Raw genomic sequence first — 16458 nt, 5'->3', positions numbered from 1 at the left:
CCCATTGTACAATAGCTTCTCTGCATTTTTGCCCCTCTTTCGGATTTCTGCCCCACCTATGTCGCAACTTTGGCAAGCCCGCTTTTTCACCACCGTCAATCATTTGCGGGATCTGCCCAAGACCGATGTGCCGGAAGTGGCCTTCGCCGGCCGCTCCAACGCAGGCAAATCCACCGCCATCAATGTGCTGTGCAACCAGAAACGCCTGGCCTTCGCGTCCAAGACGCCGGGCCGCACCCAGCATATCAATTACTTTTCCATCGGCGGCGCCCACGTCGGCCAGCATCGCCATGACGAAGTGCGCGCCGACGAGATCCGCGCAATGCTGGTCGACCTGCCCGGCTACGGCTACGCCGAGGTTTCCGGCTCGGCCAAGCACCATTGGCAAGCGTTGCTGGGCGACTATGTGCGCCAGCGCCAGCAACTGGCCGCACTGGTGATGATCGTCGACTCACGCCGCCCTTTCACCGACCTCGATATCCAGATGATCGAGTGGTTCGCGCCGACCGGCAAGCCCATCCATTGCATTCTCAGCAAGGCCGACAAGCTCAACCGCAACGACGCCACCAATGCCTTGCGCCAGGCCCAGACCTACCTGTCCAGCTATGTCGATGCGAATGGCGACCCGTTCCCGTTCACGGCCCAGTTGTTCTCGGCGCTCAAGCGTACCGGCCTGGATGAGGCCAATGACCGGATCCTGCAACTGGCAGGATTGTCCGGCGCCGACGAGCAGGGCGAAGAGCTCCCCCCGGCCGCGGAATAAGCCCGGGAACGTGGCGAAAAACAGGAAAAAAGAGGCGGAAGAGACGAAACACAGGCAGGCCATCGGCCATAAAAAAAAGCCTTGGAGAAAGGGGAACAATCTCCAAGGCCCAACGCCTTTCGCTTGCGCGATCGGCCCCGCTCAGGGAGGGAAGGGGAAGCGGGAGGCAACGAATTGCCTGCACATAGGATTGAGTGCTCCATGGGAAGTTTCGAAACCCCCATCGAGAACCGCAATTTTCAGAACATAGCGACATTTACCTAGAAATTATTCTAAGTTGACGTGAGTTAGAAACACATTGAACTGAAAGAAAGCCATGCCAGTTTCCACCACCCCTCTGCAAACTACCGCCGCCTACCCCGCCCTGCGCATGCGCCGCATGCGCCGCGACGCCTTCTCGCGCGCCCTGATGGCCGAGAATGTCATCACCGCCTCCGACCTGATCTATCCGGTGTTCGTCCAGGAAGGCCAGAAGCTGCGTACGCCCGTGCCTTCGCTGCCGGGCGTGGAGCGCCTGTCGCTCGATACGCTGCTGCCGGTGGCGGAAGAATGCGTGAAGCTGGGTGTGCCGGTGCTGGCGCTGTTCCCGGCGATCGATCCCGCGCTGAAGACCCCCGACGGCATCGAAGCCACCAACCCGGACGGCCTGATCCCGCGCGTGGTGCGCGCGCTCAAGGAACGCTTCCCCGAACTGGGCGTGCTGTGCGACGTCGCGCTGGACCCCTACACCAGCCACGGCCAGGACGGCGTGCTCAACGAGAGCGGCTACATCCTCAACGACGAGACCATCGCCCTGCTGGTCAGGCAAGCGCAAACCCAGGCCGATGCCGGCGTCGATATCGTTGCGCCATCCGACATGATGGACGGCCGCATCGGCGCCATCCGCGCCATGCTGGAAGAGCGCGGCCACATCTACACCCGCATCATGGCGTACTCGGCCAAGTACGCCTCGGCCTTCTACGGCCCTTTCCGCGACGCGGTCGGCTCGGCCGCCAACCTCGGCAAGGGCAGCAAGGCCACCTACCAGATGGACCCGGCCAACAGCGACGAAGCGCTGCGCGAAGTGGCGCTGGATTTGCAGGAAGGCGCCGACATGGTGATGGTCAAGCCCGGCATGCCATACCTGGACATCGTGCGCCGCGTGAAGGACGAGTTCAAGGTGCCGACCTTCGCCTACCAGGTCAGCGGCGAATACGCCATGATCAAGGCCGCCGCCCAGAACGGCTGGCTCGACCATGACAAGACCATGATGGAAGCCATGATGGCCTTCAAGCGCGCCGGCGCCGACGGCGTGCTGACCTACTTCGCGCTGGATATCGCGCGCAAGCTCAAGCAGGCCTGATCCGCCCCGACCAGCCATGGGCGCCAGCGCCGACACCGATATCTTCACCCGCCATCGGCCGCGCCTGTTCGGCGTGGCCTATCGCATGCTGGGCTCGCGCAGCGACGCCGACGACGTCTTGCAGGACGCCTGGCTGCGCTGGCATGGGCAAGACACGACGACGCTGGCATCGGCTGAGGCCTGGCTGGTCACGGTGGTCACACGGCTGTGCATCGACCGCCTGCGCCAGGCCCGGCAGGAACGCCTGTCCTACGTCGGCCACTGGCTGCCGGAACCGCTAGTCGACCTGGCCGACGCCGCGCCCGAGATCGACCTGTTCGGCAGCGCCATGCTGGCGCCTTCGCCCGAGGCGCTGCTGGAGCAGCACAGCGACGTTTCCTTCGCCTACCTGCTGCTGCTCGAACGCCTGAACCCGGAAGAGCGCGCCGCCTTCCTGCTGCGCGAAGTGTTCGACAACGACTATCCCGACATCGCCGCCATCCTGCAAAAAAGCGAAGCCAATTGCCGCCAGTTGGTGCACCGCGCGCGCGAACGGCTGGCCCGGCACGAAGATACCGGCCAGCGCAGCGCCGCCCCGCGCAAGCCGTTGCGCGCCGCCTCCAGCCCCATCTCCCGTGCCGCGCATGAGACCCTGCTGCAGAAATTCATGCAGGCGGTGCAAAGCGGCGAGCGCGAGGCCATGCTGGGTCTGCTGGCGGAAGACGCGCGCCTGATCGGCGACGGCGGCGGCAAGGTGTCCTCGTTCCCGCATCCGCTGTTCTCCGGCGCGCGCATTTCCTGGCTGTACTACGCCAATATCCGCCGCTTCGGCGCGCGCATCGCCTATCGCCCGGCCTGGATCAACGGCGGCCCGGGCTTGCTGCGTTATGTGGATGGCCAGCTGGAGTCGGCCCAGGTGCTGGAGACCGACAACGGCCTGATCCGCGAAATCTACGTGGTGCGCAATCCGGACAAGCTGGCGGCGATCGCGCGCCAGACCCTGGCCGCCTGAAAAAATCTTTTTTCGCTTTTTCAAAAAAAACTGTCACAAGCCGACATGGCGCTCCGTCTTATGGATGAACGCCGGCGATTTGCGCCGGCGTCGATTCCAAACCCACAGGAGAATTGCCATGTCCGACTTCAAGCAACGCCTGCAACACACCAAGCTCGCAGCCCCTGCCTTCAATGCCCTGCTCAAGGCCAGCGAGGCCGTGCACACCAGCGGCGTCGATCCCAAGCTGCTGGAACTGGTGTTCCTGCGCGTGTCGCAAATCAACGGCTGCGCCTTCTGCGCCGACATGCATTCGCACGACCTGCTCAAGGCCGGCGAAAACCAGCAGCGCCTCAACACCCTGGCCGCCTGGCGCGAAATCCCCTTCTTCACCGAACAGGAGCGCGCCGCGCTGAACTGGGCAGAGCGCTTCACCGACCTGAAGAACCCGGACGCCGACAAGGAAGACGCCGCGTTCGCGCTGATGAAGCAGCACTTCACTGAAACCGAGATCGCCAACATCACCTTCGCGGTCGCCATCATCAATGCCTGGAACCGCCTGGGTGTGTCGATGCGCCCGCAGGTGCCGCGCCGCAGCTGATCGGCGTACCGCACAGGACAAGGACGAAAAAAAACGCACCCCGGTCGCCCGGGATGCGTCGAACATGGTCCGATCCACATCAGACTTTCTGCTCAAAACCTGCCCGGCGCTTCCTCGGAAACGCCGGCTGAACCTATTGCTGCCTTACTTCCACAGCGCGCACTTGGACTCGGCCTTGGTCATGTAGGCCTGCTCGCCGGGAATGGTCTGCACCAGCTTGTAGTAATCCCACGGACGCTTGGATTCCGACGGCTTTTTCACTTCCATCAGGTACATGTCGTGCACCATGCGGCCGTCCGGACGGACTACGCCGTTGGAGGTGAAGAAGTCGTTGATCTTGTTCTTGCGCAGGTAATCCATCACCTTGTCGGCGTCGGTGCTGCCCACGGCCTTGACCGCCTTCAGGTACTGGCCCACGGCCGATGCATTGCCGGCCTGGAACATCGTCGGCATCTTCTTCATCTTGCCGAAGTAGCGGTTGCCCCATGCGCGCGACTGGTCGTTCATGTCCCAGTACCAGCCGTCGGTCAGGTACATGCCTTGCGTGACTTGCAGGCCCAGCGAATGCGTATCGGTGATGAAGATCAGGAGACCGGCCAGCTTCATCGTCTTGTTCACGCCGAATTCATTGGCCGCCTTGATGGCATTGATGACGTCGCCGCCGGCCACCGCCAGGCCCAGGATCTGGGCCTTGGAGGCTTGCGCCTGCAGCAGGAAGGAGGAGAAGTCCGACGTCGCCAGCGGCGCGCGGATCTGGCCCACGACGGTGCCGCCGCCGGCCTTGACCACATCGCTGGTGTCTTTTTCAAGCGAAGTGCCGAACGCATAATCGGCCGTCACGAAATACCACGACTTGCCGCCCTGCTTGGTGATGGCCGCGCCCGTGCCGCGCGCCAGCGCAGTGGTGTCGTAGGCGTACTGGATGGTGTAGGCGTTGCATTCCTCGTTGGTCTGGCGCGTGGTGCCGGCGCCGACCGAGATGAAGACCTTTTTCTTTTCGCCGGCGACCTTGCCCATGGCCAGGCTGGCGGCCGAGTTCACGCCGCCGACCAGCATGTCGACGCCGTCGCGGTCGAACCATTCACGCGCCTTGTTGGCGGCGATGTCGGCCTTGTTCTGGTGGTCGGCAAACACGAATTCGATCTTCTTGCCGTTGATGGCGCCGCCGGCATCGGCAATGGCCATCTTGATGGCTTCGACGCCGCCCTGGCCGTCCATGTCGGCGTAAGTGCCGGACAGGTCAGTGATGAAACCGATCTTGATGGTATCGCCGGCGGCCTGCGCCGGCAGGGATGCGCCGAACAGGACGCAGACGGCAGCGGACAGCGCCGCGCGCTTGATGCTTTTCCTCAAAGTCTCCTCCTCTGGGTGAACGCCACGGCGTCGTGCCGCGGTTCGTTTGGATTTCTCGCGTGGTGTTCTTGTTGCGACTCCGCAAGCGAGTGCGGAGAAGGTGTTGCCGGCATGCGCCGAGGCGCATGCCATCATGCTTGCGACAATCAGCCGAGGACGGCGCGCGTCAGTTCGCCATCGACCAGGCGCGTAATGCCCAGCGGGTTGGCGTTCTTCAGCGGCGCCGGCAGCATCGCGTCCGGGTAGTTCTGGTAGCACACCGGGCGCAGGAAGCGCTCGATGGCCAGCGTGCCGACCGAAGTGCCGCGCGCATCCGAGGTGGCCGGGTACGGGCCTCCGTGGACCATCGCGTCGCACACCTCGACGCCGGTCGGGTAACCGTTGAGCAGCAGCCGGCCGGCCTTCTGTTCCAGCAGCGCGATCAGGTCCTGGTTGCCTTGCAGGTCGCCGATCTCGGCTTGCAGCGTGGCGGTCAGTTGGCCATGCATGTTGGCGGCGAAATCGATGAGCTGTTCGCGGCTTTCCAGCTCAACGATCACGGTCGAGGGGCCGAACACTTCTTCTTCCAGCGGCGCTTCCTTGGAGAACAGCAGCGAAGCCTCGGCCTTGAACAGGTGCGGCACGGCCTGGGTGTAGCTGCTGCCGCCGGTGGCGATGACCTTCACGCCGGGCAGCTGGGTCAGGCGCGCCACGCCGCTGTTGTAGTGCGACAGGCCGCCGCTGTTCAACATGGTGGCCGGCGCGGTGCCGCCGAAGGCGGCCGACAGCTTCTCGATGAAGGCGGTCAATTCAGGCGACTTCACGCCCAGCAGCAGGCCCGGGCTGGTGCACAGCTGGCCGCAGCCCATCGTGACGGAACCGGCCAGGTCCTTGGCGATGGCGTCGCCGCGCGCCTTGAGCGCCTCGGGCATCAGGATGATGGGGTTGATGCTCGACATTTCCGCGAACACCGGGATCGGTTGCGGACGCGCCGCCGCCATGTCGCACAGCGCACGGCCGCCGCGCAGCGAACCGGTGAAGCCGACCGCCTGGATGGCGGCGCTCTTGACCAGCTGGGCGCCGACGCGGTCGCCGTAGATCATATTGAAGGTGCCGGCCGGCATGCCGGTCTTCTTGACGGCGCGCTCGATGGCGTCGGCCACGATTTCAGAGGTGACCAGGTGGCCGGTGTGGGCCTTGAACACTACCGGGCAGCCGGCCGCCAGCGCGGCCGCGGTATCGCCGCCGGCCACCGAGAAGGCCAGCGGGAAGTTGCTGGCGCCGAACACGGCCACCGGGCCGACGCCGATCTTGTACTGGCGGATATCGGGACGCGCCATCGGCTTGCGCTCGGGCAGCGCGGTGTCGATGCGGGCGCCGTAGAAGTCGCCGCGGCGCAGGACCTTGGCGAACAGGCGCATCTGGCCGCTGGTGCGGGCGCGTTCGCCAGCCAGGCGGGGCGTGGCCGGCAGCGCGGTTTCGCGCGAGACGGCGGCGAGGAAGTCGTCGCCCAGCGCGTCGATCTCATCGGCGATCGCGTCCAGGAAGGCGGCGCGCTGCTCCGAGGTGGTCGCGCGAAACGCCGGGTAGGCCTGCTCCGCCGCGTGGACGGCGGCCGCCACTTCCTTCTCGGTCGCGGTCACGAAGGGAATCTCGAAAATCGCGCCGCTGGTGGCGTCGATGCTGTGCAGATGGAGGTCGCCTTCGCCGCTGCGCTGGCCGCCGATGTAGTTGTGTCCGAGGATGTTCAAGCTCACGATGTACTCCTGCTCTGTGCGTTGGCGCTGCCCTGACGGGTCACGCGCGAAGGGCCGCACCTCGTGTTGGCGAGGACGGCCGGTTGGTTCCGGTTAAGCTTCCCGCACGGCGTGTGCCGCACGGGTCTATTGTGTTGCATCACATGGATTGCTGCAGCATGCGTTCGTAATCCTGCGCCGAGGCCACGCGCGGATTGGTCTTGTGGCTGTGGTCGGCCAATGCGCCCTGGATGATCTTGGGGAACATGTCGGCGCTCACGCCCAGCTCGCCCAGGCCGGCAGGCAAACCGAGACGACAGCTCATCTCCTTGATAGCCGGACCGATCGCGGCGCCGTCCTTCAACCCCATGGCATGCGCCATGCGCGCCATCTTGTTGTCCTTGACCATGGTCTCGGCGCTTTCGTTGAAAGCGATGATGGCCGGCAGGAAGATGGCGTTCAGGGTGCCGTGGTGCAGCTTGGGATTGATGCCGCCCAGCGAGTGCGACAGGCTGTGCACGCAGCCCAGCCCTTTCTGGAATGCCATCGCGCCCTGCATCGAGGCGCTCATCATGTTCAGGCGCGCTTCGCGGTCGCCCGGCTCCTTGGTGGCGCGTTCGATATGCGCCCAGGCGCGCCACAGGCCATCGAGCGCGATGCCATCGGCGGGCGGATTGAACGCCGGCGCCATGAATGTTTCCAAGCAGTGGGCGATGGCGTCCATGCCGGTGGCGGCGGTCATCAGCGGCGGCAGGCCGAGCGTCAGTTCCGGGTCGCAGATGGCGACCTTGGGCACGATGAACGGCGACAGCACGCCGACCTTGCGGCCGTCGTCCAGGATCAGGATGGCGCCGCGGCCGACTTCGCTGCCGGTGCCGGCGGTCGTCGGGATGGCGATCACCGGCGCAGTCTTGGCGGTGATGTTGGCCAGGCCGCCTTCGATCAGCGCGAAGGATTTCAACGTGCCTTCGTGGGTACCGCATACCGCCACGCCCTTGGCCAGGTCGATCGAGGAGCCGCCGCCCACGGCCACGATGCCGTCGCAGCCGGCTGCGCGGAACATCGCCACGGCCGCGCGCACCGCGCCTTCGTTCGGGTTGGGCGGCGTCTGGTCGAACACCGGGACGGCCGCGCCGTCCTTCAACTGGCCCAGTACCTTGTCGAGGATACCGGCGTTGCGGATGCCCATGTCGGTGACCACCAGCGGCTTCTTGATGCCGATGCGCTCGCATTCCTGCTGCAGGAGCGACAGCGCGCCGTAGTCGAACTGGACCTGGGTAATGTAATTGATGAGTGCCATCACATAGCCTTGATTTATAGATGTCAGACCAAGGGCCGATTCGCGCCCGGCCTGGCGGGGAGCCGGACATTGATCCGCTTTCCCCGTTACCGCCTTGGTTTGGAAAGCCAGACTCTAAGCCAATGCGGGCGCTTTGACTAATGAGAGGTGTTGATATGGGTATAACCAACAGTCATACTGAGGGTTTTCCGACGCCACGGCCCGCCGCCATGCAAACCTCCCTGCCCTCGCTCGCTTCGATCACCTCGCGCCTGCACCTGCGCCAGCTGCGCCTGCTGATCGCCTTGTCCGACCACGGTTCGCTGCTCAAGGCCGCCGAACAGGTCGCCCTGACCCAACCGGGCGCCAGCAAGGCCTTGCAGGAAATCGAAAGCACCCTCGGCGCGCAACTGTTCGTGCGCACCAACCGCGGGCTGGAACCGACCGAGCTGGGCCATTGCGTGATCCGCTATGCGCGGCTGATCCAGACCGACCTGACCCACCTGCGCGAGGAAATGCTGTCGATCATGCAAGGCAATGGCGGGCGGCTGGCGGTGGGCACCATCATGGGCGCGGTGCCGCTGTTGACCGATGCGCTGACGCGCCTGCTGGAAAAACGGCCCTCGCTGTCGGTGGAAATCGTCGAAGACACCAGCGCGCGCCTGCTGCGCCTGCTGGACCAGGGCCGGCTGGACATGGCGATCTGCCGCACCAGCATCAGCCAGCGCCCGCACCTGTACGACGCCTTCAATATCCACGATGAACAGCTGGCGGTCGTGGCCAGCGTCAACCATCCGCTGGCGCAGGCGCAAGAGTTGCAGCTGTCCGACCTGGCCGATTCGCGCTGGGTGGTGTATTCGGCCAACATGCCGATGCGGGTCTCGCTGGAGCGCGAATTCCACGACGCCGACCTGCGCTTTCCGCTGCACCTGATGGAAACCACCTCGGCCTTCACCACGCTCTCGCTGCTGCAAAAGAATCCGCACTTCGTAGCACTGCTGTCGGTGGACGTGGCGCAGTTCTGCACCCGCTTCGGCATGACCTGCATCCTGCCGCTGCAGTTGCACACGCGCAGCGAACCCTACCAGCTGGTGACGCGCCACGGCACCCAGCTGTCGCCGGTGGCGCGGCTGTTCATCGAGGATTTCGCGCAGGCGCTCGCCCCGTCCCCGGACGCATGAGCTGCCTGGGACGCATGCATCCTCCAATGAAAAAACGCTCCCGATGGAGAAATGCCGTCCCGTTAAAGCCAATTCTGAACCGCTCATCACCGAGTCCGTTCGGGCTGAGTAGGCCCGCCAGGGCCGTATCGAAGCCAGCGCACCAGCGTCAGCGGCCTTGCCTGCCCTTCGATACGCTGCTGCGCAGCTACTCAGGGCGAACGGAGTCTGGACTCCACAAACACAACTCCACAAACAAAAATGCCGTTCAGTACTTAACTGAACGGCATTTCTCCCGAAGGAGCGTTTTCTTGTCCGCGTGAAGCGAGCGGCTTACTTGTTCGGCTGCGGCGTGATGCGCAGGTAAGGGCGCGGCGACTTGTAGCCCTTCGGGTACTTCTGCTTGATCACTTCCTCATCCTTGACCGTCAGCGGGATGATCACGTCGTCGCCGTCCTTCCAGTTGCCCGGGGTGGCCACGGTGTAGCCGTCGGTCAGCTGCAGGGCATCGATCACGCGCAGTACTTCATCGAAATTGCGGCCGGTGCTCATCGGGTAGGTGATGATCAGGCGCACTTTCTTCTTCGGGTCGATCACGAACAGCGAGCGCACGGTGGCGGTCTCGGACTGGTTCGGGTGGATCATGTCGTACAGGCCGGCAACCTTCTTGTCGACGTCGGCCACGATGGGGAAACCGACCACGGTCTGCTGGGTTTCCTCGATGTCCTTGATCCATTGCTGGTGGGCTTCGGCGCCGTCCACCGACAGCGCGATGGCCTTGACGTTGCGCTTGTCGAACTCCGGCTTGAGCTTGGCGGTCAGGCCCAGTTCGGTGGTGCAGACCGGCGTGAAATCGGCCGGATGGGAAAACAGCACGACCCAGGAATCGCCCGCCCAGTCGTGGAATTTGATCTTGCCGATCGAGGATTCTTGCTCGAAATCCGGCGCGGTATCGCCCAGACGCAGTGTCATAACGGTCTCCTTGTTCGAGGGTGAGGGTAAAACAGAAGATTGACTATAGCTCGCGCGATGGCTTCGTCCAACAATTATTAAGACGTAACCAAATAACGTGACGCAATGATGATCTACCTAAGCCCGAAACTTCCTTACAAGCCCTGCAATACCGCCAGGAAACGATCGGCGTCCTGGTAGCCGATGACGCGCTTGCCAACCTGTTCCTTGCCGTCGGCATTGAAGAACATGATGCCCGGCGGCCCGAACAGGTTGAAGCGCCTGAGCATGGCGCGGTCGTCGGCGTTATTGGCGGTGACATCGATCTGCAGCAACAGCATCCGGCTAAAGCGTTCCTTCACGCGGGCGTCGGTGAAGGTGAAGCGTTCCATCTCCTTGCAGGAGACGCACCAGTCGGCATAGAAGTCCAGCATCACCGGCCGGCGCTCGCCGCGGGCATTTTGCGCCAGCGCAGCATCCAGCTCGGCCGATGAGCGCACGCGCACGAACTCCGTGTGCGCGGCAGTTGCCCCTGGCGCGGCCAGATGCGCCAATGGCGCCAGCGGATCGCGCCCGCCGGTGGCCACGCTGACCAGCTGCAGCAATCCCAGCGAGGCGAACGCCAGGCCGAAGGCGCGCGCCAGCCAGCCGGCCGGACGCGACCACAGCAGGTAGGCGCCATACCCAATGCCGAGCGCGGCCCAACCGGCGACCTGCAGCCAGGCCGGGATCACCGGCGCCACCATCCACAGCGCGGTACCCAGCATCAGTACGCCGAAGAAACGCTTGACGGCGTCCATCCAGGCACCGGCGCGCGGCAGCAAGGCGCCGGCGGAGGCGCCGATCAGCAACAATGGCACGCTCATGCCCAGCGCCATGGCGAACAATGCACTGCCGCCCAGCACCACGTTGCCGCTCTGGCTGATATACAGCAACGCGCCGGCCAGGGGAGCGGCCACGCAAGGGCCGACGATCAATGCGGAAATGGCGCCCATCAGGAATACGCCCACCCACGTTCCGCTGCCGCCGCCGGAAGCGCTCGACAGTTTCGACTGCAGCGCGGCCGGCACTTGCAACTGGTAGACATCGAACATGGACAAGGCCAGGCCGGCCATCAGCAATGCGAAGGCGCCCAGGATCCAGGGATTCTGCAGATACGCCGACAAGCCTTCGCCCAGCATGCCCGCGGCCACGCCCAGCGCCGTATAGACCAGCGCCATGCCCAGCGCGTAATCGACCGACAGCAGGAAGCTGCGGGCGCGTCCCTGGCCCGAGGCCGTTCCTTGCTGGCCGACGATGATAGAAGACAGGATCGGCACCATCGGCAACACGCAGGGCGTGAACGACAAGCCGATGCCGAGGATGAAGAACAGCGAGAGAATGCTCCACAGCTTGCCGCCCTTGAGCACCGCGGCGATGCCATCGACATCGGCGCCGCCGGCCGGCGCCATCTTGCCATCGGTATCGCTGGCGCTGCCGGCCCGCACCACGGTGCCGATTGCCTGCGGCGACAGGTTCACTTTCAGCGTCATCGGCGGATAGCACAAGCCCTTGTCGGCGCAGCCCTGCGACACCGCATTGACGGTGAACGGGCCGGCCGCGTCCGCCACCGGGATGCGCGCCGTCACCGCCTGGTGATAGGTCTCGACCTCTTTCTGGAAATTCTCGTCGTACTTGGTCACGCCATGCGGGAATTGCGGCTCGCCCAGCGTCGCCCCCTCGGCGCTGAAATGGAAGCGGTCGCGGTACATGTAATAGCCGTCGGCGATCCGGTAGCTCAGCTCCAGCGTGGCGGCATCCAGCATGCGCGCGCTGAGCTGGAAGGCCTGTTCCGGCGGCAGGTAGTCATCGGCGGCACGGGCCGGGCTCAATGACAGCAGTGCCGCCAGCGGCAACAGGCAAAGGATGTTTGTCAGCAGGCGATGCATGCTGCGGTAAAAACGGTTCTCGGTTTTGTTCATGCGGCTCAAATTGGATTCTTCATCGTGGAACGCGTTACATCGACAGGCGAGAAACGCGCTCTAGGTGCGCAGGGGCTGGCCGGTCTCTTCCCTTATCCACCCCAGATACGCCGGCAAGCCGGCCGCGACCGGCAGCGCGACGATTTCCGGCACATCGTAAGGATGGGCCCGGCAGATCGCCTGCTCGACTTCCCCATAGCGCGCCTGCGTGGTCTTGATCAGCAGCGGAATCTCGACCGCGTGTTCCACCTGGCCTTGCCAGCGGTACACCGACGCCACCGGCGCCAGGATGTTGACGCAGGCGGCCAGCCCCCCATCCACCAGCGCGCGCGCCAGGGATTGCGCCAGCTCCTGCTCAGGTACATTGGTCAACACCAGCAGCGGCTGGTTCAATAAGGATGATGTCATGTCTGCGGTCCTTTGCCATGCTGGCCCGGCGATGCCCAGGCATGGCGGCTGCGGATGAAATGGGCGGCCTCTGCGGGAACGTGGGGCTGCGCGGCAGATGCGGTCCCATATTCAACCACATCTGCGGCGGGCGTGCCGCCACTCCGCTCAAGTCAAGAACAGTTGCAGCGCATCGGCGGGCGGCACACTCATCCGCCCGCCGGCTGCAGAAACAAAAAAGCCAGGCAATGCCTGGCTTTTTTAATTGTGACAACCGGAATTATTCGGCGGTCTGGACTTCTGCATCGTCGCTGACTTCCGGACGGTCAACCAGTTCGACGAATGCCATCGGGGCGTTGTCGCCTTGACGGAAACCCATCTTCAGGATGCGCAGGTAGCCGCCATTGCGGGTAGCGTAGCGCGGGCCCAGTTCGGAGAACAGCTTGCCGACGATTTCGCGGTCGCGCAGGCGGTTGAATGCAAGGCGCTTGTTGGCCAGGGTGTCGGTCTTGCCCAGGGTCAGGATCGGCTCGACGACGCGGCGCAGTTCCTTGGCCTTCGGCAGGGTGGTCTTGATGGCTTCGTGGCGCAGCAGCGAAACGGTCATGTTGCGCAGCATTGCCAGACGGTGGGACGAAGTACGGTTCAGTTTACGGAGACCGTGACGGTGACGCATGATGATTTCCTTTCAGATAACAGTTTTGATCCAGTTCTTCTATCGGCAAAGCCAGCTTGGCTGACCCGCTCGCGGACCGGTAAATGACGAAAAACAAACGAATAAACAACAGGTACTGCTTTATTTCTTGCCGCTACGGCCGGCTGGAATACTCGCCGGCCGTTAGCATCAGAATTACTTCTCCAGGCCGGCAGGCGGCCAGTTTTCCAGCTTCATGCCCAGGGTCAGGCCACGCGAAGCCAGGACTTCCTTGATTTCGTTCAACGACTTGCGACCCAGGTTCGGGGTCTTGAGCAATTCGTTTTCGCTGCGCTGGATCAGGTCGCCGATGTAGTAGATGTTCTCGGCCTTCAGGCAGTTTGCCGAACGCACGGTCAGCTCCAGGTCGTCGACCGGACGCAGCAGGATCGGATCGACCTGCGGTGCGCGCGACGGCGCTTCGGCAGTCGCTTCGGTGCCTTCCAGGGCGGCAAACACGTTGAGCTGGTCAACCAGCACGCGGGCCGACTGGCGGATCGCTTCTTCCGGAGTGATGACGCCGTTGGTCTCGATGTTCATGACCAGCTTGTCCAGGTCGGTACGCTGTTCCACACGCGCCGATTCGACGGCGTAGGAAACGCGGCGCACTGGCGAGAACGATGCGTCCAGGATGATGCGACCGATGGTCTTGTTGGTATCTTCCGACAGGCGGCGAACGTTGCCCGGCACATAGCCGCGGCCCTTCTCGACCTTGATCTGCATGTCCAGCTTGCCGCCGGCGGTCAGGTTGGCGATCACGTGATCCGGATTGATCAGCTCGACATCGTGCGGCAGGTCGATATCCGACGCCAGCACCACGCCTTCGCCTTCTTTCTTCAGGGTCAGGGTGACTTCGTCACGGTTGTGCAGCTTGAAAACCACGCCCTTCAGGTTCAGCAGGATGTCGACCACGTCTTCTTGCACGCCGTCCAGCGAGGAATACTCGTGGACCACGCCGGCGATGGTGACTTCGGTCGGCGCATAACCGGTCATGGTCGACAGCAGCACGCGACGCAGCGCGTTGCCCAGGGTGTGACCGTAACCGCGCTCGAACGGCTCCATCACGACCTTGGCGTGACCGGGAGCGATTGCTTCCACTTCGATGATGCGGGGCTTCAACAAACTGTTTTGCATGAAATGTCCTTTTCAATACCCTCGGCTCGTTACGCCGATAAGGCTGATGGCAGTTCGGAAAAATGCCCACCTGATGGTGGGCACGGAGATACTGAGTACTACGGATTAACGCGAATACAATTCGACGATCAGCGATTCGTTGACGTCATTGGCGATTTCGCTGCGATCCGGCGACGACTTGAAGGTCGCTTCCAGCTTCTTGGCATCGACGGCAACCCACGACGGGAAACCGGATTGCTCAGCCAGCGACAGGGCTTCAGCGATACGCACTTGCTTCTTGGCCTTTTCGCGGATGGCGATGACGTCGCCGGCCTTGACCGAGTAGGAAGCGATGTTGACGACGATACCGTTGACGGTCAGCGCCTTGTGCGAGACCAGCTGACGCGCTTCAGCGCGGGTCGAGCCGAAGCCCATGCGGTAGACGACGTTGTCCAGGCGCGATTCCAGCAGCTTGAGCAGGTTTTCGCCGGTGTTGCCCTTGCGGCGGTCGGCTTCAGCGAAGTAGCGGCGGAACTGACGCTCGAGGACGCCGTACATGCGCTTGACCTTCTGCTTTTCGCGCAGCTGGTTGCCGTAGTCGGAGGTGCGGGCGCCCGAAGTGCGGCCGTGCTGGCCTGGCTTGGAATCCAGCTTGCACTTGGAATCCAGCGAGCGGCGTGCGCTCTTCAGGAACAGGTCGGTGCCTTCGCGGCGGGAGAGTTTTGCTTTGGGTCCGATATAACGTGCCACAGTATTTCCTTTATTGAATGACGTCCCGTACAGCCGGACGCTAGTCTGATCTGCATACGCAAAAAATGCGCAGGATCAGACAGTGGTCTTAAGAACAAAACCCGCCAAGGTCATTGGCGGGTGGTTTCCGGCGTTTCGCGGGGGGCTTTTCAGCCGAATCCCGCAAAGCGCAAGATTATACTACATAAATGCGTACAACTTAGATGCGACGGCGCTTCGGCGGACGGCAGCCGTTGTGCGGAACCGGAGTCACGTCCTGGATCTGGGTGATCTTGATGCCCAGGTTGTTCAGGGCGCGCACGGCGGATTCACGGCCAGGGCCCGGACCCTTGATACGCACTTCCAGGTTCTTGATGCCGCATTCGATCGCGACCTTGCCGGCTGTTTCAGCAGCGACCTGAGCAGCGAACGGAGTCGACTTGCGCGAACCCTTGAAGCCAGCACCACCCGAAGTCGCCCACGACAGGGCATTGCCCTGGCGGTCGGTGATCGTGATGATGGTGTTGTTGAACGAAGCGTGAACGTGCGCGATACCTTCAGCAACGTTCTTCTTTACTTTCTTGCGAACACGCGATGCTGCTGCGTTGTTGGGGGACTTTGCCATAATGATTTCCTTGAATCCGACCAGTGACTAGCGCCTGCCGGGATTATTTCTTCAGCGATTGAGCGGCCTTGCGCGGACCCTTGCGAGTGCGGGCATTGGTACGGGTACGTTGGCCACGCACCGGCAGACCGCGACGGTGACGCAGGCCACGGTAGCAGCCCAGGTCCATCAAACGCTTGATGTTCATGGACAACTCACGGCGCAGATCGCCTTCCACGACGAACTTGGCGATTTCGTCACGCAGCTTTTCCAGCTCGTTATCGTCCAGGTCCTTGACCTTCTTGTTGGTCGGAACGCCGGTTGCGACACAGATGTCTTCTGCGCGCGGACGGCCAATACCATAGATGGCGGTCAGGCCGATCACGGTGTGCTGATGGTTGGGGATGTTGACCCCTGCAATACGTGCCATGCGTTATTCCTCGATCAATAACGTTAAGTTAACCTTGGCGCTGCTTGTGGCGGGGTTCGGTGCAGATCACACGAACGACGCCATTGCGCTTGATGATTTTGCAGTTGCGGCAGATCCGCTTCACTGATGCGAGCACTTTCATTGTGGCCCTCTTTCTTTCAATACTAGGTTCGATTCACTGTTACTTGGTACGGAACACGATACGTGCCCGGCTCAAATCGTAAGGCGTCAGTTCCACCGTTACCTTATCGCCTGGCAGGATGCGGATATAGTTCATCCGCATCTTCCCGGAAATATGGCCGAGTACAACATGCCCGTTTTCCAACTTAACCCTGAATGTCGCGTTAGGGAGATTTTCCAGAATCTCGCCTTGCATCTGAATAACATCGTCTTTTGCCATTCCCGT

Annotated in this window: 18 protein-coding genes; 5 read left to right on the top strand and 13 right to left on the bottom strand. The window is 62.9% G+C overall.

Annotated elements, in window-relative coordinates; translation table 11 throughout:
* Positions 1–58 precede the first annotated feature (58 nt).
* The 4 genes from yihA to FB598_RS19380 all read left to right on the top strand — a co-directional run bounded on the left by yihA (position 59) and on the right by FB598_RS19380 (position 3676).
* The gene (yihA, locus tag FB598_RS19395; protein ID WP_141917829.1) at positions 59–763 is read left to right on the top strand and encodes a ribosome biogenesis GTP-binding protein YihA/YsxC; all 705 of its coding nucleotides are present in this window, start codon (positions 59–61) and stop codon (positions 761–763) included.
* Positions 764–1079: 316 nt separating this feature from the next.
* Positions 1080–2105, top strand: coding sequence for a porphobilinogen synthase (gene hemB, locus FB598_RS19390; RefSeq protein ID WP_141917826.1), 1026 nt, complete (start codon positions 1080–1082; stop codon positions 2103–2105).
* A 16-nt stretch (positions 2106–2121) separates the two neighbouring features.
* Positions 2122–3096, top strand: coding sequence for an RNA polymerase sigma factor SigJ (sigJ, locus tag FB598_RS19385; protein ID WP_141917823.1), 975 nt, complete (start codon positions 2122–2124; stop codon positions 3094–3096).
* A 118-nt stretch (positions 3097–3214) separates the two neighbouring features.
* Positions 3215–3676, top strand: coding sequence for a carboxymuconolactone decarboxylase family protein (locus tag FB598_RS19380; protein ID WP_141917821.1), 462 nt, complete (start codon positions 3215–3217; stop codon positions 3674–3676).
* Between the two features lie 144 nt (positions 3677–3820).
* Here the strand turns inward: FB598_RS19380 and FB598_RS19375 are convergent, their stop codons facing one another.
* The 3 genes from FB598_RS19375 to FB598_RS19365 all read right to left on the bottom strand — a co-directional run bounded on the left by FB598_RS19375 (position 3821) and on the right by FB598_RS19365 (position 8044).
* On the bottom strand, positions 3821–5029 hold the full coding sequence (locus FB598_RS19375; protein WP_141917818.1) for an ABC transporter substrate-binding protein: 1209 nt from the start codon (positions 5027–5029) through the stop codon (positions 3821–3823).
* Between the two features lie 146 nt (positions 5030–5175).
* Positions 5176–6765 (bottom strand): aldehyde dehydrogenase (NADP(+)), encoded by a 1590-nt coding sequence (locus FB598_RS19370; protein WP_141917813.1) that lies wholly within the window; start codon positions 6763–6765, stop codon positions 5176–5178.
* A gap of 139 nt (positions 6766–6904) precedes the next feature.
* Entirely contained in the window at positions 6905–8044 is a 1140-nt protein-coding gene (locus FB598_RS19365) for an iron-containing alcohol dehydrogenase (RefSeq protein ID WP_141917811.1), read from the bottom strand.
* A 209-nt stretch (positions 8045–8253) separates the two neighbouring features.
* Between FB598_RS19365 and FB598_RS19360 the strand changes: the two genes are divergently transcribed.
* Complete coding sequence (locus FB598_RS19360; RefSeq protein ID WP_141917809.1) at positions 8254–9204, top strand: LysR family transcriptional regulator; 951 nt, start codon at positions 8254–8256, stop codon at positions 9202–9204.
* Positions 9205–9516: 312 nt separating this feature from the next.
* Here the strand turns inward: FB598_RS19360 and FB598_RS19355 are convergent, their stop codons facing one another.
* The 10 genes from FB598_RS19355 to infA all read right to left on the bottom strand — a co-directional run bounded on the left by FB598_RS19355 (position 9517) and on the right by infA (position 16452).
* Positions 9517–10155 (bottom strand): peroxiredoxin, encoded by a 639-nt coding sequence (locus FB598_RS19355; protein ID WP_141917807.1) that lies wholly within the window; start codon positions 10153–10155, stop codon positions 9517–9519.
* 134 nt (positions 10156–10289) lie between these two features.
* On the bottom strand, positions 10290–12095 hold the full coding sequence (dsbD, locus tag FB598_RS19350; protein WP_255464092.1) for a protein-disulfide reductase DsbD: 1806 nt from the start codon (positions 12093–12095) through the stop codon (positions 10290–10292).
* A 60-nt stretch (positions 12096–12155) separates the two neighbouring features.
* Positions 12156–12503, bottom strand: coding sequence for a divalent-cation tolerance protein CutA (gene cutA, locus FB598_RS19345; protein WP_141917805.1), 348 nt, complete (start codon positions 12501–12503; stop codon positions 12156–12158).
* 259 nt (positions 12504–12762) lie between these two features.
* Complete coding sequence (gene rplQ, locus FB598_RS19340) at positions 12763–13158, bottom strand: 50S ribosomal protein L17 (protein ID WP_050469917.1); 396 nt, start codon at positions 13156–13158, stop codon at positions 12763–12765.
* A 174-nt stretch (positions 13159–13332) separates the two neighbouring features.
* Positions 13333–14310 (bottom strand): DNA-directed RNA polymerase subunit alpha, encoded by a 978-nt coding sequence (gene rpoA / locus FB598_RS19335; protein WP_050469919.1) that lies wholly within the window; start codon positions 14308–14310, stop codon positions 13333–13335.
* A gap of 105 nt (positions 14311–14415) precedes the next feature.
* Positions 14416–15039, bottom strand: coding sequence for a 30S ribosomal protein S4 (gene rpsD, locus FB598_RS19330; protein ID WP_141917803.1), 624 nt, complete (start codon positions 15037–15039; stop codon positions 14416–14418).
* 199 nt (positions 15040–15238) lie between these two features.
* A complete protein-coding gene (gene rpsK / locus FB598_RS19325; RefSeq protein WP_050469922.1) occupies positions 15239–15643 on the bottom strand; it encodes a 30S ribosomal protein S11 in 405 nt (134 codons plus the stop codon).
* Positions 15644–15686: 43 nt separating this feature from the next.
* Positions 15687–16052, bottom strand: coding sequence for a 30S ribosomal protein S13 (gene rpsM, locus FB598_RS19320; RefSeq protein ID WP_040501720.1), 366 nt, complete (start codon positions 16050–16052; stop codon positions 15687–15689).
* A 28-nt stretch (positions 16053–16080) separates the two neighbouring features.
* A complete protein-coding gene (gene rpmJ / locus FB598_RS19315) occupies positions 16081–16194 on the bottom strand; it encodes a 50S ribosomal protein L36 (RefSeq protein ID WP_006464913.1) in 114 nt (37 codons plus the stop codon).
* Positions 16195–16233: 39 nt separating this feature from the next.
* A complete protein-coding gene (gene infA / locus FB598_RS19310; protein ID WP_005663428.1) occupies positions 16234–16452 on the bottom strand; it encodes a translation initiation factor IF-1 in 219 nt (72 codons plus the stop codon).
* Positions 16453–16458 lie beyond the last annotated feature (6 nt).

This window comes from Herbaspirillum sp. SJZ106, assembly GCF_006715495.1.
In the GTDB taxonomy this organism is placed as follows: Bacteria; Pseudomonadota; Gammaproteobacteria; order Burkholderiales; family Burkholderiaceae_D; genus Herbaspirillum.
Note: the sequence above shows the minus strand (reverse complement) of the source record. Positions and strands in the feature narration are given on the sequence as shown.